The 23,356-nt window shown below is 74.4% G+C and carries 16 protein-coding genes and 1 pseudogene; 2 read left to right on the top strand and 15 right to left on the bottom strand.

Annotation, left to right across the window (positions count from 1 at the left end):
- Positions 1 to 1,131: pseudogene (locus ACFP3U_RS33525) on the top strand (hypothetical protein); the annotation flags it as partial.
- A 215-nt stretch (positions 1,132 to 1,346) separates the two neighbouring features.
- Here ACFP3U_RS33525 and ACFP3U_RS33520 read toward each other — a convergent pair.
- A complete protein-coding gene (locus tag ACFP3U_RS33520; protein WP_380229534.1) occupies positions 1,347 to 2,156 on the bottom strand; it encodes a TrmH family RNA methyltransferase in 810 nt (269 codons plus the stop codon).
- A 98-nt stretch (positions 2,157 to 2,254) separates the two neighbouring features.
- On the opposite strand from ACFP3U_RS33520, the gene ACFP3U_RS33515 reads away from it, so the two are divergent.
- Entirely contained in the window at positions 2,255 to 5,032 is a 2,778-nt protein-coding gene (locus tag ACFP3U_RS33515) for a SpoIIE family protein phosphatase (RefSeq protein ID WP_380229533.1), read from the top strand.
- 164 nt (positions 5,033 to 5,196) lie between these two features.
- On the opposite strand, the gene cobA is transcribed toward ACFP3U_RS33515, so the two are convergent.
- The 14 genes from cobA to argB all read right to left on the bottom strand — a co-directional run bounded on the left by cobA (position 5,197) and on the right by argB (position 23,278).
- Positions 5,197 to 6,438 (bottom strand): uroporphyrinogen-III C-methyltransferase, encoded by a 1,242-nt coding sequence (gene cobA / locus ACFP3U_RS33510; protein WP_380229532.1) that lies wholly within the window; start codon positions 6,436 to 6,438, stop codon positions 5,197 to 5,199.
- 100 nt (positions 6,439 to 6,538) lie between these two features.
- On the bottom strand, positions 6,539 to 10,363 hold the full coding sequence (gene cobT, locus ACFP3U_RS33505; RefSeq protein ID WP_380229531.1) for a nicotinate-nucleotide--dimethylbenzimidazole phosphoribosyltransferase: 3,825 nt from the start codon (positions 10,361 to 10,363) through the stop codon (positions 6,539 to 6,541).
- A 550-nt stretch (positions 10,364 to 10,913) separates the two neighbouring features.
- On the bottom strand, positions 10,914 to 12,212 hold the full coding sequence (gene cbiE, locus ACFP3U_RS33500; protein ID WP_380229530.1) for a precorrin-6y C5,15-methyltransferase (decarboxylating) subunit CbiE: 1,299 nt from the start codon (positions 12,210 to 12,212) through the stop codon (positions 10,914 to 10,916).
- A gap of 151 nt (positions 12,213 to 12,363) precedes the next feature.
- Positions 12,364 to 13,038 (bottom strand): GNAT family N-acetyltransferase, encoded by a 675-nt coding sequence (locus ACFP3U_RS33495; RefSeq protein WP_380229529.1) that lies wholly within the window; start codon positions 13,036 to 13,038, stop codon positions 12,364 to 12,366.
- Between the two features lie 207 nt (positions 13,039 to 13,245).
- Positions 13,246 to 14,073: a MetQ/NlpA family ABC transporter substrate-binding protein gene (locus ACFP3U_RS33490; RefSeq protein ID WP_380229528.1), complete on the bottom strand. Its 828-nt coding sequence runs from the start codon at positions 14,071 to 14,073 to the stop codon at positions 13,246 to 13,248.
- A gap of 140 nt (positions 14,074 to 14,213) precedes the next feature.
- On the bottom strand, positions 14,214 to 14,933 hold the full coding sequence (locus ACFP3U_RS33485; protein ID WP_380229527.1) for a methionine ABC transporter permease: 720 nt from the start codon (positions 14,931 to 14,933) through the stop codon (positions 14,214 to 14,216).
- Positions 14,930 to 15,955, bottom strand: coding sequence for a methionine ABC transporter ATP-binding protein (locus tag ACFP3U_RS33480; protein ID WP_380229526.1), 1,026 nt, complete (start codon positions 15,953 to 15,955; stop codon positions 14,930 to 14,932). The genes ACFP3U_RS33485 and ACFP3U_RS33480 overlap by 4 nt, the downstream gene beginning before the upstream one ends.
- 588 nt (positions 15,956 to 16,543) lie before the next feature.
- Positions 16,544 to 17,044, bottom strand: coding sequence for a GNAT family N-acetyltransferase (locus ACFP3U_RS33475; protein ID WP_380229525.1), 501 nt, complete (start codon positions 17,042 to 17,044; stop codon positions 16,544 to 16,546).
- A 343-nt stretch (positions 17,045 to 17,387) separates the two neighbouring features.
- Complete coding sequence (locus ACFP3U_RS33470; RefSeq protein ID WP_380229524.1) at positions 17,388 to 17,645, bottom strand: sigma-70 RNA polymerase sigma factor region 4 domain-containing protein; 258 nt, start codon at positions 17,643 to 17,645, stop codon at positions 17,388 to 17,390.
- Between the two features lie 115 nt (positions 17,646 to 17,760).
- Positions 17,761 to 19,194: an argininosuccinate lyase gene (argH, locus tag ACFP3U_RS33465; RefSeq protein ID WP_380229523.1), complete on the bottom strand. Its 1,434-nt coding sequence runs from the start codon at positions 19,192 to 19,194 to the stop codon at positions 17,761 to 17,763.
- 93 nt (positions 19,195 to 19,287) lie between these two features.
- A complete protein-coding gene (locus ACFP3U_RS33460) occupies positions 19,288 to 20,481 on the bottom strand; it encodes an argininosuccinate synthase (RefSeq protein WP_380229522.1) in 1,194 nt (397 codons plus the stop codon).
- A gap of 150 nt (positions 20,482 to 20,631) precedes the next feature.
- Complete coding sequence (locus tag ACFP3U_RS33455; protein WP_030395991.1) at positions 20,632 to 21,180, bottom strand: arginine repressor; 549 nt, start codon at positions 21,178 to 21,180, stop codon at positions 20,632 to 20,634.
- 17 nt (positions 21,181 to 21,197) lie between these two features.
- Positions 21,198 to 22,406, bottom strand: a complete 1,209-nt coding sequence (locus ACFP3U_RS33450) for an acetylornithine transaminase (RefSeq protein ID WP_380229521.1) — start codon at positions 22,404 to 22,406, stop codon at positions 21,198 to 21,200.
- The gene (gene argB, locus ACFP3U_RS33445; protein ID WP_380229535.1) at positions 22,403 to 23,278 is read right to left on the bottom strand and encodes an acetylglutamate kinase; all 876 of its coding nucleotides are present in this window, start codon (positions 23,276 to 23,278) and stop codon (positions 22,403 to 22,405) included. The genes ACFP3U_RS33450 and argB overlap by 4 nt, the downstream gene beginning before the upstream one ends.
- Positions 23,279 to 23,356 lie beyond the last annotated feature (78 nt).

The following is a 23,356-nucleotide window of genomic DNA, read 5'->3' as shown; positions in this document are numbered from 1 at the left end:
GCGCCCGGGCCGGCCCGGGCCAGAGCCGGCGCGGTCGGCCGTCCCGGCGGACCCCCCGGCGGCGCGGTGCGGCGGGCGCCCGGCCCCGGGCACGACAGCAGCCAGGCGGTCACCGCGCCGCTCCCCCGGCCCGACGCGGTCCAGGCCACCCGGCCGATGCGGGAGCGCCAGCAGACCCCGCCGCCCGGCCGCGAGCGGGGTCGGCGGCCGGGTCCGCCGCGCGGACGGGCCGGCGGACGGGCGGGTGACCGGCAGCACGCGACCGCACCCGGCGGACGTCCGGGGACAGCCCGGCAGCGGCTGCTGCGGCAGCGGCTCGTGGTGTTCGTGGTGGTGACGGTGGGTGTGGCGCTGGCCATCGCGGCGGCGCAGGGGTGCGAGAACCGCGACAACCAGGGGATGCGGCCCTCGGTGAGCAGCTCGGCGGTGGCCGGGGCTCCGGGTCCGGCCGGGGCGGGCGAGGAGCCGAACGGCGGCGCGCCGGCGGCTCCGGCCGGGGCGGTGACGCCGTCCGGGCCGGCGTCCTCCCCGGCGGCGGCGTCGCTGACGGGGGCGGGGCTCTCGGCGGACGGGATCGCGCCGTCGACCAGCCCGCCGGCGGCCGCGGCCCACGGCGGCGTCCCGGTGGCCGGCGACACCGCGCTGGCACCCGCGCAGGGCGCCGGCCCGACGGTCGACTGGCCGAACCGCTCCTACACCGATCCGGCGGGCGGTCCGGCGATCACCCTGCGGGACGGCCGCTCGGCGGGCTCGGGACCGCAGGTCGTGCTCAGCGCCGTCCTCCCGGCCCGGTACAAGGGCGGGCCGGCGGCGCTGGTCGTCCTGCGGCGCTCGGAGGGGTCGGTGCCCGTCGACCTGGTGCAGCTCTTCTCGTTCACCGGGGACACCCCGGTGGCGCTCGCCTCGCGGTCCTCGGCAGCGGATCCGCAGGCCACCGCGACCTGGCGGCTCGACAACGGCGCGCTGGTCCGGGAGGAGCGGGTCGCCCAGACCGGGGCCGCCACGTCCACCCGCTACGCGCCGCGCGCGGACGGCACACTGGACGAGTCCTGGCCCGGCTCGGCCACCACTCCCCCGGCCACCCCGCCGCCCGCCGCCGCCCCCGCGCCGCCCACCGCCCCGGCAGGCTGACGCCGGGCGGGCGCGGCGTCTCGCACGGGCCTGCGTGTGCGCCCTGTGCCGTACAGAAAGTCGGGCGGATCGACTTTCTGTGCGCGCCCCGTCATCACCGGCCGGAGCGACCGTGCGCTGCCCGCTACCGTCCGACCGCCGGGTGCCACCGCGCCGTGCGCCCTGCGCGGCGCGGGAAGTCGGGCGGGCCGACTTTCTGTGCGGGCCCGGTGCGGTCAGGAGGTGGCGGTGACGGCGTAGAAGGCGACGGCTGCGGCGGCGCCGACGTTGAGGGAGTCGACGCCGTGGGCCATCGGGATGCGGACGAGGTGGTCGGCGGCGGCCAGGGCGCGCCGGGTGCGGCCGTCGCCCTCGGCGCCGAGCATCAGGGCCGCCTTGGGCAGCCGGTGCGGGGCCAGGGCGGCGAGGTCGACGGCGGTCTCGGCCGGGGTCAGCGCGAGCAGGTCGAAGCCGGCCGCGCGCACCGTGTCCAGGGCCGCCGGCCAGGGGTCCAGACGGGCGTACGGGACGGCGAAGACGGCGCCCATCGAGACCTTCACCGCGCGCCGGTACAGCGGGTCGGCGCAGTCGGGCGAGAGCAGGACGGCGTCCATGCCGAGGGCGGCGGCGCTCCGGAAGATCGCGCCGAGGTTGGTGTGGTCGACCAGACCCTCCAGGACGGCCACCCGGCGGGCCCCGGCCAGCACCTCCGCGGCGTCCGGCAGCGGCTTGCGCTCCATCGAGGCGAGGGCGCCGCGGTGGACGTGGTAGCCGGTGACCGCCTCGGCCAGGGCCGGTTCGACCACGTGCACGGGGGCGTCGGCCTCGGCGATGACGTCCGCCATCACGTCCAGCCACTTGGGGGTCAGCAGCATCGACCGCATCCGGTAGCCGGCCGCGAGGGCGCGGCGGACGACCTTCTCGCCCTCGGCGATGAACAGGCCCTCGGCGGGCTCGCGGCGGCGGCGGAGTTCGACGTCGGTCAGGCCGGTGTAGTCGGCGAGGCGCGGGTCGGCGGGGTCGGTGATGGTGCTGGGTTCGGACACCCTGCGATCTTGCCAAGTCGGGCCGGGGAAGGCCAACCGGCCCAAGGGCCGTGACGGGTGGCCTTGGCCCGTCGGCTCGCGGAGTGCAAATATGACGTATGGCCCGTTTTCCGGGCCGATCATGGGCTCCGTCGGACCCTGGTGCGAACGGTTCCGCTTCCACCACCCGATCCACCGGTACCGCCGCCGGCTCCTCCCCCGGTGGGCGCCCACACGGTCGGCACCAGCACACACGAACGGCCCGGCCCGCACCGGTACGGGTGCGGTCGGTGGCCGGACAGGTCTTCGCGTTGCAGGTCGTGGTGGTGCTGTTGCTGGTGGTGGCCGCCGTGGTCGCGCTGGTGGTGCAGTCCCGCAACGACGCGCAGCAGGAGGCCACCAACCGGTCGGTGGCGGTCGCGCAGACCTACGCAAACTCGCCGGGCATCGTCGAGGCGCTGCGCTCCCCCGATCCGACCGCGATCCTCCAGCCCTCGGCCCAGGCCGCGCGGGTCAACGCGGGTGTGGACTTCATCGTCGTGCTCAACAACGACGGCATCCGCTACACGCACCCCAACCCGGCGCGGATCGGCCAGAAGTTCGTCGGCGACTACCAGCCCGCACTCCAGGGGCAGGTGGTGACCGAGCAGGTCACCGGCACGATCGGGCCGCTGGTGCAGGCCGTCGTGCCGGTGCGCGCGCCGGACGGGCAGGTGGTGGGGATGGTGTCGGCGGGCATCACGATCGCCAATGTGAGCAGTGCCAGCGAGCGGCAGCTCCCGGTGGTGCTGGGGGCGGCGGCGGTCGCGCTCGCACTGGCGACCGGCGGGACGGCGCTGATCAGCCGGCGGCTGCAACGGCAGACCCGCGGGCTGGGGCCGGCCGAGATGACCCGTATGTACGAGCACCACGCGGCGGTGCTGCACGCCGTGCGCGAGGGCGTGCTGATCGTCGGCGGTGACGGACGGCTGCTGCTCTGCAACGACGAGGCGCGTCGGCTGCTCGACCTGCCGGCGGACGCGGAGGGCCGTCCGCTCGCCGAGCTGGGCCTGGAGCCGGCCCCGCTGGAGCTGCTGGCGGACGGGCGGGTGGTCACCGACGAGGTCGTGCTGGCCGGCGAGCGGCTGCTGGCGGTGAACGTGCGCCCCACGGACCGGGACGGCGGCCCGCCCGGTTCGGTGGCGACGCTGCGGGACTCCACCGAGTTGCTGGCGCTGACCGGCCGGGCCGAGGTGGCGCAGCGGCGGCTGCGGCTGCTGTACGACGCCGGGGTGACGGTGGGCAGCACGCTGGACGTGACGCGGACGGCGGAGGAGCTGGCGCAGGTGACGGTCGGGCGGTTCGCCGACGTCGTCACGGTGGACCTCGCCGAGCAGGTACTGGAGGGGGACGAGCCGCCGTCCGGTCCGGCGCTGCTGCGGATGCGGCGGGCCGCGCTGGCGACGGTGCGGGGCGACGCGCCGTTCTATCCGGTGGGCACGGTGGTGGAGGTCGTGCCGTCGACGCCGCTGGCGGGCGCGCTCGACAGCGGGCTGCCGGGGGTGGAGCCCCGGCTGGCGGAGGCGCAGGCGTGGCGGGCGCAGGATCCGGAGGGTGCCGCGCGGGCGCTGGCGTACGGGGTGCACTCGCTGGTGCGGGTGCCGCTGAAGGCGCGGGGTGTGCTGCTCGGAGTGGTGCGGTTCTGGCGGACCGAGCGGGAGGAGCCGTTCGAGGACGACGACCTCGCGCTGGCGGAGGAGCTGGTCTCGCACGCCGCCGTCTGCATCGACAACGCGCGCCGCTACACCCGGGAGCACGCCATGGCGGTGACCCTGCAGCACAGCCTGCTGCCGCGCAACCTGCCGGCGCAGAACGCGCTGGAGGTCGCGCACCGGTACCTGCCGGCGCAGGCGGGGGTGGGCGGCGACTGGTTCGACGTGATCCCGCTGCCGGGCGCGCGGGTGGCGATGGTGGTCGGGGACGTGGTGGGGCACGGGCTGCACGCGGCGGCCACGATGGGGCGGCTGCGGACGGCGATCCACAACTTCTCGACGCTGGACCTGCCGCCGGACGAGTTGCTGGGGCACCTGGACGAGCTGGTGAACCGGATAGACCAGGAGGAGTCGGCGCTGGTCGGCGCGGCGGCGGCCGTGACGGGTGCGACCTGCCTGTACCTGATCTACGACCCGGTGTCGCGGCGGTGCACGCTGGCGAGTGCCGGGCACCCGCCGCCGGCGCTGGTGCGGCCGGACGGGTCGGTGGTGTTCCCGGAGCTGCCGACCGGGCCGCCGCTGGGGCTCGCGGTGCTGCCGTTCGAGACGGTCGAGCTGGAGGTCGAGGAGGGCAGCCGGCTGGTGCTGTACACGGACGGGCTGGTCGAGGACCGCGAGCGGGACATCGACGAGGGGCTGGAGCTGCTGCGGGCGGCGCTGACCGGGCCCGCGCGGACGCCGGAGCAGACCTGTGCCGACGTGCTGGGGGCGCTGCTGCCGGCGCGGCCGCAGGACGACATCGCGCTGCTGGTCGCGCGGACCCGGGTGCTGCCCGCGGAGCGGGTGGCGCGGTGGGAGGTGCCGTCGGACCCGGCGGCGGTGGCCGGGGTGCGGGCCGCGGTGGCGGAGCGGCTGGAGCGGTGGGGGCTGGACGAGGTGGCGTTCGTCACCGAGCTGATCCTGAGCGAGCTGGTGACCAACGCGATCCGGTACGGCACGGGGCCGATCCGGGTCCGGCTGCTCCTCGACCGGGCGCTGATCTGCGAGGTGTCGGACGGGAGCAGTACCTCGCCGCACCTGAAGTACGCGGCCACCACCGACGAGGGCGGGCGCGGGCTCTTCCTCGTCGCGCAGTTCGCCGACCGCTGGGGGACGCGGTACACGTCCACGGGGAAGGTGATCTGGACGGAGCAGCCGCTGGAGTGATGCGGGGCGGGGCCTCTCTGCACTTTGCAAAGTCAAACTTTGCAAAGTGCAGAGCGCCGAGTTGTCGGGCATCAGGGCCGCTGAGCTGGGGGTATGCATCAGCACTTTGCAAATAGGAGCTATTTGCAAAGTGCTGATGGCGAAGGGAGGGAAGGGAAGGAGGCTCAGGTGCCGGGGGTGAGGACGTTGACGACGTCGCCGATGACGATGACGGCCGGGGGCTTGATCCGCTCGGCCTCGACGGTGGCGGCGACGGTCTCCAGGGTGGCGTCGACGCGGCGTTGCGCGGCGGTGGTGCCCTCCTGGACGACGGCGACCGGAGTGTCGCCGGCGCGCCCGTACTCGATCAGCCGGGCCGCGATCGCGCCGATCTTGTCGACGGCCATCAGCAGCACCAGGGTGCCGGTCATCCCCGCGAGCGCCTCCCAGTTGGTCAGCGAGCGCTCGTCGTCCGGTCCCACGTGGCCCGAGACCACGGTGAACTCGTGGGTCATCCCCCGGTGGGTGACCGGCACGCCGACCGCCGCCGGCACGCTGATCGAGCTGGAGATCCCCGGCACCACCGTGACCGGCAGCCCGGCCTCGACACAGGCCAGCAGCTCCTCGCCGCCGCGCCCGAACACGTACGGGTCGCCGCCCTTCAGCCGCACCACGAACTTGCCGGCCTTCGCGTGCTCGACCAGCGTCCGGTTGATCGCCTCCTGCGCCATGAAGCGCCCGTACGGGATCTTCGACGCGTCGATCACCTCGACGTGCTCCGGCAGCTCCGCGAGCAGCTCGCGCGGCGCCAGCCGGTCTGCGACCACCACGTCCGCGTCGGCGAGCAGCCGGCGACCGCGCACCGTGATGAGGTCCGGGTCGCCCGGACCGCCGCCGACCAGGGCCACCCCCGCCCCGCGCGCCCGGTACTGGCGGGCGGCGAGCGAACCGTCGCGCAGCCCCTCGACGATCGAGTCGCGCAGCGCGGCCGAGTGGCGCGGGTCCCCGGTGAGGACGGCCACGGTCGCCCCGGCGTCGCGGCCGCTGGCCGGCGTCCAGGCGGTGGCGGCGGAGGCGTCGTCGCTGCGGGCGCAGAACACCCGCTCGCGCTCCGCCTCGGCGCTGACCGCGGTGTTCACCGCAGGGTCGTCGGTGGCGACCAGCGCGTACCAGGTGTCGGCGAGGTCGCCCTCCCGGTAGCGGCGCTCGTGCCAGGTCAGCTCCCCGGCGTCGGCCATCGCCTGCACGGCCGGGGTGGTGACCGGCGATATGAGGTGCACCTCGGCGCCGGTGGCGAGCAGCGCGGGCAGTCGCCGCTGGGCGACGTGGCCGCCGCCGACCACCACGACGCGGCGGCCGGCCAGCAGCAGGCCGACCGGGTACGGGGTGCGGCCCTCGGTGCTGGGGTGAGGGGTGGGCGCGGTCATCGGCGGTGCTCCTGGATCGGGTGGGGATGTGCGGGGGTACGGCGCCGCTCCGTGCACCGGCGCGCCCTCGGGCCGGTGCACGGAGCGGCGCGGACGAGCGTCAGGCCTTCTCGGTGACCCCGGCGGAGTCGAAGGTGGCTACATCGTGCATCGCGCGGGCCGCACTCTGCACCAGCGGCAGGGCCAGCAGGGCACCGGTGCCCTCGCCGAGCCGCAGGTCGAGGTCGATCAGCGGACGCAGGCCCAGCTTGGCGAGCGCGGCCTGGTGGCCGGGCTCGGCCGAGCGGTGGCCGGCGATGCAGGCGGCCAGCACCTCGGGGGCGATCGCCTTGGCGACGAGCGCGGCCGAACCGGCGATCACGCCGTCCAGGATCACCGGGGTGCGCAGGCTGGCCGCGCCGAGCAGGAAGCCGGCGAGGGCCGCGTGCTCCAGGCCGCCGACGGCGGCGAGGACGCCGATCGGGTCGGCCGGGTCGGGCTGGTGGAGGGCCAGCGCGGCGCGGATCACCTCGATCTTGCGGGCGTGGGTCTCGTCGTCGATGCCGGTGCCGCGGCCGGTGACCTCGGCCGGGTCCAGGCCGGTGAAGACCGAGATCAGGGCGGCGGACGCGGTGGTGTTGGCGATGCCCATGTCGCCGGTGATCAGGGCCTTGTTGCCGGCCGCGACGAGGTCGCGGGCGGTCTCGATGCCGACTTCGAGGGCCTTGAGGGCCTCCTCGCGGGTCATCGCCGGGCCCTGGGTCATGTCGTCGGTGCCCGGCTTGACCTTGCGCGGCAGCAGGCCGGTGGTGCGGCCCTGCTGGATCGCGTCCGGCAGCTCGGAGGCCACGCCGACGTCGATCACGCAGACCTCGGTGCCGATCTGCTTGGCGAAGGCGTTGACCACCGCTCCCCCGGCGAGGAAGTTGCCCACCATCTGGGCGGTGACCTCCTGCGGCCAGGGGGTGACGCCCTGGGCGTGCACGCCGTGGTCGGCGGCGAAGACCGCGACGCAGGCGGGCTCCGGGATCGGCGGCGGGCACTTGCGGGACAGGCCGCAGAGCTGGGCGGAGATGATCTCCAGCATGCCGAGCGAGCCGGCGGGCTTGGTCATCCGCTTCTGCCGGTCCCAGGCCTCGCCGAGCGCCTTGGCGTCCAGCGGGCGGATGCCGCGCAGGGTCTCGGAGAGCACGCTGTGCGGCTCCTCGCCGGGCAGGGCGCGGTTGCCGTACTGCTCCTCGTGGACGACCCAGGACAGCGGGCGCTTCTTGGCCCAGCCCTGCTGCTGGAGCTCGGGCTCGTCCGGGAAGGCGTCGACGAAGCCGACGCACAGGTAGGCGACGACCTCCAGGTGCTCGGGCAGGCCGAGCTCGCGGACCAGCTCCTCCTCGTCGAAGAAGCTCACCCAGCCGACGCCGAGGCCCTCGGCGCGGGCGGCCAGCCAGAGGTTCTCGACGGCGAGGGCCGCCGAGTACGGGGCCATCTGCGGCTGGGTGTGCCGGCCCAGGGTGTGGCGGCCGCCGCGGGTGCGGTCGGCGGTCACCACGATGTTGACGGGCGTCTCGAGGATCGCCTCGATCTTGATTTCCTTGAACTGCTTCGCGCGGCCCTTGGGGAGCGAGTCGGCGTACGTCTCGCGCTGGCGCTCGGCGAGCTCGTGCATCTTGCGGCGGGTCTTGGCGGAGCGGATGACCACGAAGTCCCAGGGCTGCGAGTAGCCGACGCTGGGGGCGGTGTGGGCGGCCTCCAGGACCCGGATCAGCACCTCGTGCGGGATCGGGTCGGGGCGGAAGCCGTTGCGGATGTCGCGGCGCTCGCGGATGACCTGGTGGACGGCGTCGCGGCCGGCGTCGTCGTAGCCGGGGGCGGCGGGGCCGCGCGGCTCGGCGGGCTCCTCGGGCTCGACCGCTTCGGCGGGCTCGACGGCGTCGGTGACCTCGACGGCGTCGGTGACCTCCGCGGGCTCGGCGACCTCCGCGGGCTCGGGGGCCGCAGCGGCGTCGGTGTCGGCCGACTCGGCCGGGGTCGCGTCCTCGGTGGGCGGGGCCGCCTCGGTCGGGGCCTCGGCGGGCTCGGCAACGGGCTGCTCGGCGGCGGGCTGCTCCTCGGTGGCGGCCTCGACAACCTCGGCGGGAACGGCGGCCTCGGCGGCCTCCGGCTCGGCCGGGAGGTCCGCGGGGGCCGCGACGGGCTGGCCGGAGGGCATCTCGCCGGTGCCCGCGGCGGTCTCGGCGGCGGCCTCCGGGGCCACGGCCGTGGCCTCGGCAGGAGCATCGACGGCGGCCTCGGCGGCGGGCTGCTCGACGGCCGGGGTCTCCCCCGGCGCCGGCTCGACAGCGACCTGCCCGGCGACGACCGGCTCGACGGGGGCGACCGGCTTGGCGGGCGCGTCGGCCACGGGCTCGGCGGCCTCCACCGTCTCCACGGCCTGCTCGACCTGGACCGGCTGCTCAGCGACGACCTCGGCGACGACCTCGGGGGCGGGCGCGGCGGCCTCCGCCGCGGGCACGGCCTGGTCGGCGGCGGGCGCTATGGGGGCGGACTGCTCCGCCTCCGTCCCGACGGCGGCCGGGGCGGACTGCTCGACGAGGGACTCCGCGACGGGCTCGGCGACCGGCTCGACCTGCGGGAGGCCGTGCGGGGTCGGCGCGGCGAGGAAGGCGGAGATGCGGCGCGGCTGGCCGGCGCCGGCCTGCGCCTCGGCGCCGGGCTGGTCGGCACCGGCGAGCTCGGCGCCGGCGAACTCGGCGCCGGGGACCTCAGCGGCGGGGACCTCGGCAACGACGAACTCGCCGACCGGGGTCTCGGCCGGGGCCTCGGCAGCGGCCTCGGTGACCGGCTCGACGGGGAGGGCGGCCGGGTCGGTGCTCTCCGGCGCCACGGCGGGGGCAGTCGCCTGCACGGCGGCCTCGACGGCCTCCGGAGCCTCGACAGCGACCTCGACCGGAGCCTCGACGACAGCCTCAACGGCCACGACGGCGGGCTGCGGGACGGCCTGCTCGACCAGCTCAACCGGCACCGGCGCCACCTGGACGGCGACGGGCGCGACCGGCGGCTCCGGCTGGACACCGAGCGGCACCACCGGGATCCCGTGCGCCGGCGTGCCGCCCGTCGAGGGACCGCGGTCGGCGAGCGAGCGGACCGGGACCTGGCCGGTCATCAGGGACGGGTCCGGGATCGGCGGGCCGGCGTGCAGCGGGCGGCGCGGCGACTGAGCGGCCGTCACCGGCTCGGGGCCCTGGGCCTGGGCCGGGACGGTCTGGGCGCCGGGCACGCCCTGGTGGGGTGCCTGCGGGGCCTGGGCCGACGGGAAGCCCTGGGGGGCAGCGTGGCCGGGCTGGCCGGCGGCCGGATCGGCGCCGAGCGCGGGCGGCTCCAGCGGCGGCCAGGACGGCTCGACGGGGGTACCGGGCTGGGCCTGCGGGTCGGCGGCCGGGTCGGTGCCGGGCACCGTCGGCTCGCCCCAGGAGCCCTGCGGGCCGGGCATCAGGAGGACGTCCTCCTCCTCGTCGAGGCCGTCCGGCTGGTCGACGAAGTGGAAGGTGGGGCGCGGGGCGGCGGCCTGGTCGACGGGCCAGCCCTCACCGGCGGCGCCGGGCATGCCGGGCGCGGGTGCGGCAAATTCGGGTGCGGCAAATTCGGGTGCGGTGAACCCGGGGGCGGTGAATCCGGGAGGGGCGAATCCGGGCGCGCCGAGCGGGTCGCCCAGGACGGGCCCGGCCTGGGCGGGCACGCCATGGCCGGGGACCTGGCCGGGGAGGCCGCCGTGGGCGGGGACGCCCTGCGGCGGAAGGACGGCGGAGCCGTCCAGCGCGACGCCCGGTACGGGTACGGCGCCCTGCACGGGTGCGACGGCCGCGACGCCCTCCGGGCCGCCGAGCCGGTCGGGCCCGGCGAGCAGGTGCTCCGGCAGTCCCTCGTTCGGGACGTGGCCGCCATCGGTCATGTCAAAGCTCCTTCCAGGCCGCTGCCGCGCCCTCGGCGACACGATCACCGACCGCAGCGCCCATCCGCACGGGCCGGGCCTGCACCGACCCGCCCCTCAATCACACACGGCCGCCGCGCCGAGGCGCTGCGGCCGAAGTCCTTCCGGCGCGCTGCGGCACCCCGGCCCGCGCACCACCCGTGAGAGGTGGCGCGTCATCTGAAACAACGACAGGCCGGAGCAACCGGCACGACCGCACCGGACCCTACGGCATTCTCCCGGTCCGGCGGGCGGCCCGTCGAATTGCCCACGATCCGAACCGTTTCTGTCTGCGCCACGTCAGAAAGGCGACAAACCGACCGGATCGGGCGGACTGTCGGACGTCGCAGCCGTCCCGGACGCCACATTACCGGCCCGGCGCCGCCGCCTCCCGAATCAGTGTCCGGATGCGACCTGGATCACCGTCCGGCGCGGCCGTGCGCGCCGGGTCGGGGCGGCCGCGCGGGGCGGACGCGGGGGCGCGAATCGGCACCGGCTCCCACCATGATCACCACCCGGCGGCACCGGGCCTTCACGGTTTCTGCGCACCCCAGAGCAGGAAGGTGCCCGGGTCACCGACGCCGAGGCGCAGCCCGTGCCCGCCGTCGGCGCCGGCAGCAGCCCCACCGCCAGCGGGCGCGAGCAGCGGCGCGGACTGGAGCAGCGCGCCGTCCGCGCGGTAGCCGGCGCCGGCGATGACGCGGCGGACCTCCTCGGCCTCGGCGAGGGTGCGGGCGACGGCGACGACCCGTTCGGGGCGGCGGGAGAGCACGGCGCGCACCGCCTCCGGGCCGCCGGTCTCGACGACGGCCGCGTCGGGTTCGGGGAGTCCGCCGAGGACGTCGGGGCCGTGGCCGTGCACGATCTCGACCTCGACGCCGTAGCGGCGGGCGTTGACGGCGATCCGGGCGCAGGCGGCGCGGTCGGCCTCGACGGCGACGACGGCCGCGCCGAAGCGGGCGGCCTCGACGGCGAGCGCGCCGCTGCCGGCGCCGACGGTCCAGACGAGGTCGCCGGGGCGGGCCCCCAGGCGGGCGAGCACGAGCGCGCGGACGTGCGCCGGGAGCGTGTCGGACGCGCCGGGCGTGCGTCCGGTGCCCGTGTAGGTGTCGGAGGGCAGGGCCCAGCCGCGATCGGGGCCGGGGTAGCCGACGGGGCGTCCGGCGAGCCAGCCCGCGGCCTCGCCGTCGGCGCCGTTCCGCGGTCCGCCGCCGGGGCCGCCGGCGCTGCTGCCGCCGATGACCAGGACGACGCTGGGGTCGCGCCAGACGTGGTCGGCGACCCGGTCGGAGGTGAGGACGGTGATGTCCTCGTCGGGGGTGCCGAGGGCTTCGCAGACGACGAAGGTGCGGTGGACGCCGCGGAGCATGAGGGCGAGTTCGCTCGGGCCGGCGCCGGGGGCGGTGAGGACGGCGACCTTGGGGTGGGCGCGGCAGATGTTGGCGGCGCGGCGCAGGCGGCCGCCGTGCGCGCTGACCACCTGGGCGTCCTCCCAGGGCATGCCGGCCCGGGCGAAGGCGGCGGCGACGGAGGAGACGGCGGGCAGGACTTCGAGTTCGAGGCCGTATTCGGGGCGGCGCAGGGTGCGGACGACGCCGAAGAAGCCGGGGTCGCCCTCGGCGACGACGACGGCGGCGCCGCGGTGGGCGGCGATCCGGCGGGCGGCGAGCTGGATGCTGCCGAGGGCGAGGCGTTCGGCGGAGGGCGGCACCGGGAGGGCCTTGAGCCGGTAGGGGGCGCCGGCCACCAGGGTGGCCGCGGCGAGGGCCGCGGCGGCGGCCTCGGTGAGCGGTGTGCCGTCCCATCCGATGACCGTGATCCGGTCAGCCATGTGTGGCTGTTCTCCCTCGCCATCCGTGCGCCGACAGGCGGCGCCCGCGTGCGGCGCCGCTGGAGAGGCTACCGGGTGTGATCCCCTCGGCGCGGACATCTCGCACACCTGTCCGTGATGGTGGGCCCCGTGGGACAGGCGGGGGCGCGGTTCAGTCGCGCAGGACGTAGCGGTGGTCGCCGGCCCAGGCGGGGGCGGGGGCGTCGGGGACCTCCATGTCCTCGGGGAGCAGGCTCCACAGGATGAGGTCGCTGCGGCTCTCCCCCTCGGCCGGGAGGGCGGCGGGTGCCCCCGCCACAGCATGACCGACCTCACCGACCTCGCCGCGCACTATCCAGGCGCTGCGCAGGACGCCCTCGCTGATGCCGCCGATCTTGTGGGCGACCTGCTGGGCGGCGGTGTTGCCGGCGGCGGTGCGCAGTTCCAGCCGCAGGAAGCCGCGGTCCTCGAAGAGCCACTGGGCGACGCCGAGGACGGCCTCGGGGGCGTAGCCCTCGCCGCGGGCCCAGGCAGCGGTGACGAAGGAGATCTCGGTGGTGCGCAGCCGCCAGTCGGTGTGGCGCAGTTCGACGAGGCCGACCAGGCGCTGGGTGAGGTTCTCGGTGACGGCGAGGACGATGCCGCGGCCGGCGGCGCGGTGGGCGGGGGCGAGGGTGCGGGCCAGGTCGAGGGCGTGGGCCTCGGTGTAGGGGTGCGGGTGGTCGGTCCAGGCCAGGACGAGTTCGTCGGCCATCATGGCGACCAGGCCGGGGGCGTCGTCCTCCGCAAGCGGGCGCAGCAGCAGCCGTTCGGTGCTGATGGCGGTCTCGGGGAAGCTCGCTGCCATGCCGTCTCTCCTCGCCGGGTCGTGGACACACCGTACGCCTCGCCGGTGCCGGGTTGTCACGCGGTGCACGGACCGGACGACGGTACGTCAGAAATGGGTCTGTCGGACCGTCACTGGTGCATACTGCCCGACCGGGCCCCCGCCTTGGTGAGGCGGGGGCCCGATCGGGGTCCGGCGGGGCGGGTCGGGAGCCGGCGGCTCCGCGGATCAGAACGCCGGGATGACGGAGCCCTGGAAGGTGTCGTCGATGAACTTCTTGACCTCGGGCGAGTGCAGCAGTTCGGCGAGCTTCTTCACGCGCGGGTCGTTCTCCTTGCCCTTCTTCACGGCGAGGATGTTGGCGTAGGGGTTGCCGTCGGCCTTTTCGAGTACCACCGCGTCGGTGGCGGGCTTGAGGCCGGAGTCGAGCGCGTAGTTGCCGTTGATGACGGCGGCGTCGAGGTCGGCGATGGAGCGGGGCAGCTGGGCGGCCTCCAGCTCCTTCCACTTGAAGTTCTTCGGGTTGCCCGTCACGTCGGCGGGGGTGGCGGCGGTGCCGGCACCGTCCTTGAGGGTGATGAGCTTGTTGTCGGCGAGCAGCTTGAGCGCGCGGCCCTCGTTGGTGGCGTCGTTGGGCAGGCCGATGGTGGCGCCGTCGGCCAGTTCGGCGATCGCCTTGACCTTCTTGGAGTAGACGCCCAGCGGCTCCAGGTGCACGGTCTCGACGGAGACGATGTCGGTGCCGCGCTTCTTGTTGAAGTCCTCCAGGTACGGCACGTGCTGGAAGTAGTTGGCGTCGGCCGAGCCGTCCTGCACCGCCGTGTTGGGGGTCACGTAGTCGGTGACCTCCTTGACGTTGAGCTTGAGGCCGGCCTTGTCCGCGAGGTTGTCCTTGACGTACTTGAGGATCTGGCCGTGCGGGGTGGGGCTGGCGACGACGGTGAGCGGCGCGTTCGGGTCCGAGGACGCCGAGTCGCTGTTGCTGCCGCAGGCGGCCAGCGAGAGGGCGATGCCGGCGGTGGCGAGGACGCTGGTGAACTTCAGGGCGTTGCGCACGAAAAGTGCCTTTCTGCGTGGTGCGGGGAGCCGCGTCCGAGGATCGGACGGGGAGGTCTGGGGGCGACGAGATCCAGGAGCAACGACGTCCAGGGGGCGACGAGGCCCGGGAAGTGACGAGGCCCAGGAGGCGACGAGGCCTAGGAGGCGACGAGGTCCGTGTCGGCGCGCGGGCGCAGCAGCCGGGTCCGGCCGCCGCCGCGGCCCCGGTTGGCCAGGCGCCGCACGGCGTAGTCGCCGGCCAGCTGGATCACGGTGACGATGATCGCGATCTCCGCGACGATGACCCACATGAAGGCGGTCTCGAAGCGCAGGTAGCCGTAGCGGTAGGCGAGGTCGCCGAGGCCGCCGCCGCCGACGGTGCCGGCCATCGCGGAGTAGCCGATCAGCGCGATGACGGTGGTGGTGACGGAGGCGAGGATGCCGGGCAGGGCCTCGGGGACGAGCGTCTTGCGGACGAGGGTCCAGGTGGTGCCGCCCATGGCCTGGACGGCCTCGACGAGGCCGCGGTCGACCTCGCGGACGTTGGTCTCCACGAGCCGGGCGAAGAAGGGGATGGCGCCGACGGTCAGCGGGACGGTGGCGGCCTGCCAGCCGAGCGAGCTGCCGACCAGCCAGCGGGTGAAGGAGAACAGCGCGATCATCAGGATGATGAACGGCAGCGAGCGGGCGAGGTTCACGATCGCGCCGAGCACCTTGTTGACGGGCTGGTTCTGCAGGGCGCCGCCCTTGGCGGTGAGCACGAGCAGCACGCCGAGCGGCAGTCCGAGCAGGACGGTGCAGACGGTCGCCACTCCGACCATCTGGAGGGTCTCCCAGGTGGCCGGCCACATCAGTTCCTGCATCTGGTCCCAGGTCATGCCGCCGCTCCGTTCGCCGTCCCGATCACGTCCACCTGCAGGCCCTGTTCGCGCAGGAAGCCGATGGGCACCACGTTGTCGTGCCGCGAGCCGGGCAGTTCGACGCGCATCCGGCCGACCATCCGGCCGGCGATGGTCTCGACGGCGGCGCCGAGGATGTTGATGTCGATCTGGTAGGTGCGGGCGAGCTGGGAGACGAAGGGCTGCGCGGGGGCGTCGCCCTGGAAGGTGATCTCCAGCACGGTGGCGCCGGGGTGGCCGGTGCCGAACTCGCTGAGCGGGAAGAGTTCGCGGGCGAGTTCGGAGCCCGGTTCGGCGAGCAGGTCGGTGAGGACGCCGGACTCGACCACCCGGCCGCCGCGCATCAGGGCGGCGGAGTCGCAGACGGACTTGATGACGTCCATCTCGTGGGTGATGAGCAGGACGGTGAGGCCGAGCTGCTGGTTGAGGTCGCGCAGCAGTTTGAGGATGGAGCGGGTGGTCTCGGGGTCGAGCGCGGAGGTCGCTTCGTCGGAGAGCAGCACCTTGGGGTCGCCGGCGAGGGCGCGGGCGATGCCGACGCGCTGCTTCTGGCCGCCGGAGAGCTGGCCGGGGTAGCTGCGGGCCTTGTCGGCGAGGCCGACGAGGTCGAGCAGTTCGGCGGCCTTGCGGCGGCGCTGGGTGCGGTCCAGGCCGATGATCTCCAGCGGGAGTTCGACGTTCTGCTGGACGGTGCGCGAGGAGAGCAGGTTGAAGTGCTGGAAGACCATGCCGATCCGGCGGCGGGCTTCGCGCAGGTCCTTGCCGGCCCGGTTCTCGCCGCCGGTGAGGGCGGTGAGGTCGACGCCGTCCACGGTGACGGTCCCTGAGGTGGGCCGTTCCAGCATGTTGACGCAGCGGATGAGGGTGGACTTGCCGGCGCCACTGGTGCCGACGACTCCGTAGACCTCGCCGGGGCGGACGTGGAGGTCGACGCCCGCGAGGGCGGTCACCTCGCGGCCGCGGGAGCGGTAGACCTTGGTGAGGTCCGTGGTGGTGATCACAGCTGCTTCCGTGGGTCGGGGGCGGGCGGCGCGTGCGATGGCCGCAGCGCCGTGCGGACGGCGACGTGTACGGCGTCGCGCCGGGGGGGATCCGGGCCTGCCACCCCTTGATCGTCGCCGCTGGGCGGCCGGGCCGCGCGACGGCGTGGCCCTTACGAGTCAGCGGTGCGCGCGGGTGGGCGGGCAGGCCGAAGAAGGGGGTGCGACAGGATGGGCGGGTTCGCACAGGCGGGAACGACGCCGGGTTCTCGCTTCGGGGCGCGAGGAGGAGGCACTCTCAGCGGGGTGCCGGGGGCGGTGGCCCTCAGCGGTGACACATTCGACGGCACATGGCACGCTCACCTGCCGGCAGGGTGCCGGTGGGGGTCCATTTCGTCGTCGCAGTCATGTGAGCCAGTAAATCAGATGGGCGCAGGTCGTCCCAATTATTTGGACACGTCGTCCGCAATGCGGACACGCACGGCGCTGACCTGCGTAAACGTCGAACGGCGCCGCCTTCGGAGGTCCGAATGATGGCGGCGCCGCGGTCGACGGGGCTCGGGAGGATCCGGCCGGGCGGCTCAGCTGGTGGGGCTCAGGCGGTGGGGTTCAGGCGGTGGCGGCGAGCGGGGTCGCGGCGGACTTCTCCAGGTACACCAGGGTGAGCCGGCCGCTGACCTGCTCGACGGTGGTCTGCCGGTAGCCCTGACGGGCGTAGAGGCGCAGGTTGCCGAGACTGCGGTGGCCGGTGAAGAGCCGGTAGGAGGTCACCGCGCCGTCCTCGGCGAGGAGCTGCTCCAGCGCCTCCAGCAGCCGGCCGCCGAGGCCGTGGCGCTGCATCCGGGGGTGGACGACCAGACGCCCTATCCGGCCGACGCCGTCGAGGCCGACGTGGCCGCGGACGGTGCCGACGATCTCGTCGCCGAGGCGGGCGACCAGGACGTGCTGCTCGGTCAGCTCGGCGCGCAGGCTCTCCAGGGTCTGGGTCAGCGGCTCGATGGCCCAGTCGCCGTAGAGCTCGGCCTCGCTCTGGTAGCCGAGGTACTGGAGCTTGAGGATCTGCTCCGCGTCGTCGGTCCCGGCGGTCGTAATGTTCACGCTCATGCCCATGTGCGGGGGCCTCCCCATCGTTGTGCCCGGCGCGCGAGGTGAGGGTGTCGCACCGGTTGCCTGCCGGAGGTGTCCGGCCGGGGATCTGCCCAGGCCGGGGTGGCGCACGAACGTACCAGCCCGTACGGCCCTGGTGGGGCCGGGTCGGCGGTGGCGCGCGCACGGTCGGTCTCCGAACGGGCGCGCCGCCGTCGAGAGCCGCGTTCGCCAGCGCCTTACCCGGGTGTCAGCTGCTCTCAACCTCGCGGACGCCGGACGTGGCGAGGGTCACGCCCGACGGGGTGACGGCGCGGGGGCCGGAAACGGGCGGGCCGCGGGCGGGGCGGTGCACGGCGCGGGGCGCTCAGGCGTAGCGCTCGCCGTGCAGCAGGGTGCGCAGGCAGGCGAGGCAGCGGGCGCGGGTGGGGCCGATGGAGCCGCGCGGCATGCCGAGGCGGCGGGAGAGCTCGCGGTAGGTCGGCGGTGGGTCCTCGACGAGGGCGGCGACCAGTTGCGGGCAGCGGCCGGGCAGGGCGGCGACGGCCTCGCGGACCAGGCGGCGGCGCAGTTCGGCGAGGACCTCATCCTCGGCGGAGGGGACGGACGGGAGGTCGGTGCACATACCGTGCTTGACCTGGTGGGGGCCGTCCGGGTTACGGGCGCCCGGTCGCATACGGACAGGAGGGGCGCGGCGGGTGATCCGCCGCGCCCCTCCTGTCCGTACTGAAGGGGCCCCGTCAGCCCGTCACCCACTCCTGCTGGGTGGCGAGGTCGGCCTTGACCTCGCCGAGCTGGACGGCGACGGCGGAGGGCGCGGTGCCGCCGCGGCCGTTGCGGGAGGCGATCGCGCCGTGGACGCTGAGCACCGACCGCACCTCGGGGGTGAGGTGCTCGGAGATGGCGGCGAACTGCGCGTCCGTCAGGTCGGCGAGTTCGATGCCCTGCGCCTCGCACTCCTTGACGCAGGCGCCGGCGACCTCGTGCGCGACCCGGAACGGCACGCCCTGCTTGACGAGCCACTCGGCGATGTCGGTGGCGAGGGAGAAGCCGGCGGGGGCGAGCTCTTCCAGGCGCTCACGGTGCACGGTGAGGGTGGCCATCATGCCGGTGAAGGCGGGCAGCAGGACTTCGAGGGTGTCGCAGGAGTCGAAGACCGGCTCCTTGTCCTCCTGGAGGTCGCGGTTGTAGGCGAGCGGGAGGGCCTTGAGGGTGGCGAGCAGGCCGGTGAGGTTGCCGATGAGCCGGCCGGACTTGCCGCGGGCGAGTTCGGCGATGTCGGGGTTCTTCTTCTGCGGCATGATCGACGAGCCGGTGGAGAAGGCGTCGTGCAGCGTGATGAAGCCGAACTCCTTGGTGTTCCAGATGATCACCTCCTCCGCGATCCGGGAGAGGTTGATCCCGATCATCGCGGTGACGAAGGCGAATTCGGCGACGAAGTCGCGCGAGGCGGTGCCGTCGATGGAGTTGCCGACCGAGCCGCCCTCGAAGCCGAGGTCGGCGGCGACGGCCTGCGGGTCGAGGCCGAGCGAGGAGCCGGCCAGCGCCCCGGAGCCGTACGGGGAGACGGCGGTGCGGGCGTCCCACTGGCGCAGCCGCTCGGCGTCGCGGCCGAGGGCCTGCACGTGCGCGAGGACGTGGTGGGCGAAGAGCACGGGCTGGGCGTGCTGGAGGTGGGTGCGGCCCGGCATGGCGGTGTCCGGGTGGGCCTCGGCGAGGCCGACCAGGGCGTGCTGGAGGTCGAGCAGCAGGGTGCCGATGGTCTTCGCGTGGTCCCGCAGGTACATCCGGAAGAGCGTGGCGATCTGGTCGTTGCGGGAGCGGCCGGCCCGCAGCTTGCCGCCGAGGTCGGGGCCGAGGCGCTCCAGCAGGCCGCGCTCCAGGGCGGTGTGCACGTCCTCGTCGGCGATGGTGCCGGTGAAGGTGCCGGCCTCGACGTCGGCGAGCAGCCGGTCGAGTCCGTCGTGCATGGCGGCGAGTTCGCCGTCGGTGAGCAGGCCGGCCGCGTGCAGGACGCGGGCGTGGGCCTTGGATCCGGCGATGTCGTAGGGGGCGAGGCGCCAGTCGAAGTGCACCGAGGCGGAGAGCCTGGCCAGGGCCTCGGAGGGGCCGTCGGCGAAGCGGGCGCCCCAGAGGCGGACGTCGCCACCGGAGGCGGTCTGGTCGGCGGACATCGCTGGCTCCTTGCTCAGGTGCGGAAAGACAGGTGCGGAAGGAAGGGGGTGGGGGGCGGGCCCGGCCGGGTGCGGCCGGGCCCGGCGGCGGGCTCAGCCCAGGTCGCGGCGGGCGGCGATCTTCGAGGAGAGGCCGAAGATCTCGATGAAGCCCTTGGACATCGACTGGTCGAAGGTGTCGCCGGTGTCGTAGGTCGCGAGGTTGAAGTCGTACAGCGACTGGTCGGACTTGCGGCCGTTGACGACGGCCCGGCCGCCGTGCAGGACCATCCGGATGTCGCCGGAGACGTGCTGGTTGGCCTCGTTGACGAAGCCGTCGAGGGCGCGCTTGAGCGGGGAGAACCACAGGCCGTCGTAGACGAGTTCGGCCCACCGCTGCTCGACCTGCCGCTTGTAGCGGGCGAGTTCGCGCTCGACGGTGACGTTCTCCAGCGCCTGGTGGGCGGTGATCAGGGCGATCGCGCCGGGAGCCTCGTAGATCTCCCGGGACTTGATGCCGACGAGGCGGTCCTCGACCATGTCGAGCCGGCCGACGCCGTGGGCACCGGCCCGGCGGTTGAGCTCCTCGATGGCCTGGAGCACGGTGACCTTGCGGCCGTCGATCGCGACCGGGACGCCGGCGTCGAAGGTGATGACGACCTCGTCGGCCGCACGCTCGACGGCGGGGTTCTGGGTGTACTCGTAGACGTCCTCGATCGGGGCGTTCCAGATGTCCTCCAGGAAGCCGGTCTCGACGGCCCGCCCGAAGACGTTCTGGTCGATCGAGTACGGGGACTTCTTGGTGGTGGCGATCGGCAGGCCCTTGGCCTCGGCGAAGGCGATGGCCTTGTCCCGGGTCATCGCGTAGTCGCGGACCGGGGCGATGCACTTGAGGCCCGGGGCGAGGGAGTTGATGCCGACCTCGAAACGGACCTGGTCGTTGCCCTTGCCGGTGCAGCCGTGGGCGACGGTGGTGGCGCCGTGCTTCTGCGCGGCGGCCACCAGGTGCTTGACGATGGCCGGCCGGGAGAGGGCGGACACCAGGGGGTACTGGCCCTGGTAGAGGGCGTTGGCCTTGAGGGCGGGGAGGCAGTACTCGTCCGCGAACTCCTCGCGGGCGTCGGCCACCTCGGCCTCGACGGCGCCGCAGTCCAGCGCCCGCTGGCGGATGGCGTCCAGGTCCTCGCCGCCCTGGCCGACGTCGACGGCGACGGCGATGACCTCGGCGCCCGTCTCCTCGGCGATCCAGCCGATGCAGACGGACGTGTCCAGACCGCCCGAGTAGGCGAGTACGACGCGCTCGGTCACGGCTTTCTCCTTCACAACTGTGCGAACAGGCTTACGGCGATAGGCATAAGTATGCACTACTCCGTATGAAACTCAAAACCCGCCGGCCGGGTCGGCCCCGGATACGCGTGTGGGCCCGGTCGGAACCGGGCCCACACGGACGAGCCGGGGCTACTGCGCCTTCGCCTGGGCCAGCTGCATGAGGTGGTCGGCGAGGGCCTGGCCGCCGGCCGGGTCGCGGCTGATCAGCAGGACGGTGTCGTCACCGGCGATGGTGCCGATGATCTCGAAGACCTCCGCCTGGTCGATCGCCGAGGCCAGGAACTGCGCCGCGCCCGGCGGGGTGCGCAGCACCACCAGGTTGCCGGAGGCGGTGGCGGAGACCATGAGTTCGCCGGCCAGCCGGGCCATCCGGCCCTCGGTGGCGGACTCCCCCATCGGCGCGCGCGGGGTGCGGTCGCCGCCCTCGGCCGGGACGGCGTAGATGAGCGCGCCGTCCCGGTTGCGGATCTTCACCGCGCCCAGCTCGTCCAGGTCCCGGGAGAGGGTGGCCTGGGTGACCACGAGTCCGTCGTCGGCGAGCAGCTTGGCGAGCTGGCTCTGCGAACGCACGGGCTGGCGGGTGAGCAGGTCCACGATCCGCCGGTGGCGCGCGGTGCGGGTCTGCGGGACCTGCGGCGTCGGGCCGGCGGCGGGTTGGCCGGAGTGGGGAACGGTCATGTGATGATTCTCCCGGACTACGCGCGGTTCGCATCGTCCGGGGCGGTCTCGCGCACCGTCCGCAGGACGGCCGGCAGCGCGGCGAGGAAGGCGTCGGCCTCCTGCTCGGTGAGCACCAGCGGCGGCGCGAGCCGTACGGCGTCCGGGACGGCGGCGTTCACCAGGAAGCCGGCCTCCTGGAGTCCGGCCTGGATCTTCGCGGACACCGGCTCGGTGAGCACGATGCCCAGCAGCAGCCCGGCGCCGCGCACGTGCGAGACCAGCGGGTCGCCGATCGCCTCGACGCCGTGCCGCAGCCGCTCGCCGATCTTGCGGGTGTGCTCCAGCAGGCCCTCGGCTTCGATGGTGTCCAGCACCGCGAGACCGGCCGCCGCGGCCACCGGGTTGCCGCCGAAGGTGGTGCCGTGCTGGCCCGGGGTGAGCAGCTCGGCGGCCTCGCCGAAGGCCAGCACGGCGCCCATCGGCAGGCCGCCGCCGAGGGCCTTGGCGAGCGTGACGACGTCCGGCTCGACGCCCTCGAAGGCCTGGTGGGCGAACCAGTGGCCGGTGCGGCCGACGCCGGTCTGGATCTCGTCGAGGACGAGCAGGGTGCCGGTGGCACGGGTGATCTCGCGGGCGGCCCGCAGATAGCCGTCGGGCAGCGGGATGGCGCCGTTCTCGCCCTGGATCGGCTCCAGGAAGACGGCGGCGGTCTCCGTGGTGACCGCCGCGCGCAGCGCCTCCACGTCGCCGAACGGGACGTGCGTGACGTCTCCGGGCAGCGGGCGGAACGGGTCCTGCTTGGCGGGCTGGCCGGTGAGCGCGAGCGCGCCCATGGTGCGGCCGTGGAAGGCGCCCTGCAGGGCGACCAGGTGGGTGCGGCCGGTCCGGCGGCTGATCTTGAAGGCGGCCTCGTTGGCCTCGGCGCCGGAGTTGCAGAAGAACACCCGGCCGGGGCGGCCGTCGAGCTCCAGCAGCCGCTCGGCGAGGGCGACGGTGGGCTCGGCGATGAACAGGTTGGAGACGTGGCCGAGGGTGGCGATCTGGCGGCCGACCGCCTCGACGACCGCCGGGTGGGCGGTGCCGAGGGCGTTGACCGCGATGCCGCCGAGCAGGTCGGTGTAGGCCTTGCCGTCGGCGTCCCAGAGGGTGCTGCCCTCGCCGCGGACCAGCGGGATCCGGGGGGTGCCGTAGTTGTCGGTGAAGGAGTGCCGCCACCGGTCGGTGAGCTTGGCGTTGGAAGTCATGCGAGTCCCCCGGTCACGGTCGGTTCGTCGTCGGGCACGACCATCGTGCCGATGCCCTCGTCGGTGAAGATCTCCAGCAGCAGGCTGTGCGGCACCCGGCCGTCCAGGACGCGGGCGGTGCCGACGCCGGAGCGGACGGCGTGCAGGCAGCCCTCCATCTTGGGCAGCATCCCGGAGGCCAGGGTCGGCAGCAGCTCGTCGAGTTCGGTGGCGTCGAGCTGGCTGATCACGTCGTCGGAGTGCGGCCAGTCCTTGTAGAGGCCCTCGACGTCGGTCAGCACGACGAGCATCTCGGCGCCGAGGGCGACCGCGAGGGCGGCGGCGGCGGTGTCGGCGTTGATGTTGTAGACGTGGCCGTCGGTGCCGCGGGCGATCGAGGAGATCACCGGGATGCGGCCGTCGCCGATGAGCGCCTTCACCGCGCCGGCCTCGATGTTGACGATGTCGCCGACCAGGCCGATGTCGACCGGCTCGCCGTCGACGACCGCGTACCGCTTGACGGCGGTCATGGTGTGGGCGTCCTCGCCGGTCATGCCGACGGCGAACGGGCCGTGCTGGTTGAGCAGGCCGACCAGCTCGCGCTGCACCTGGCCGGCGAGCACCATCCGGACCACGTCCATGGTCTCCGGGGTGGTGACCCGCAGGCCGTTGGTGAAGGACGACTCCAGGCCGAGCTTGTCGAGCTGGGCGCTGATCTGCGGGCCGCCGCCGTGCACCACCACGGGGTGCAGGCCGGCGAAGCGCAGGAAGACGACGTCCTGGGCGAAGGCGGCCTTGAGCTCCTCGTCGACCATGGCGTTGCCGCCGAACTTGATGACGACGGTCTTGCCGTGGAAGCGCTCCAGCCACGGCAGGGCCTCGATGAGCGTCATGGCCTTGGGCAACGCGGTGTTGTTGCGGGCCTGTTCGCCCTTGGGTGCGATCTGCACTTCTTCTGGTCCCCGGCTCTG

This window comes from Kitasatospora misakiensis, assembly GCF_042656005.1.
In the GTDB taxonomy this organism is placed as follows: domain Bacteria; phylum Actinomycetota; class Actinomycetes; order Streptomycetales; family Streptomycetaceae; genus Kitasatospora; species Kitasatospora misakiensis.
The sequence above is the reverse complement of the archived record's forward strand: the minus strand, read 5'-3'. Positions and strand labels throughout refer to the sequence as shown.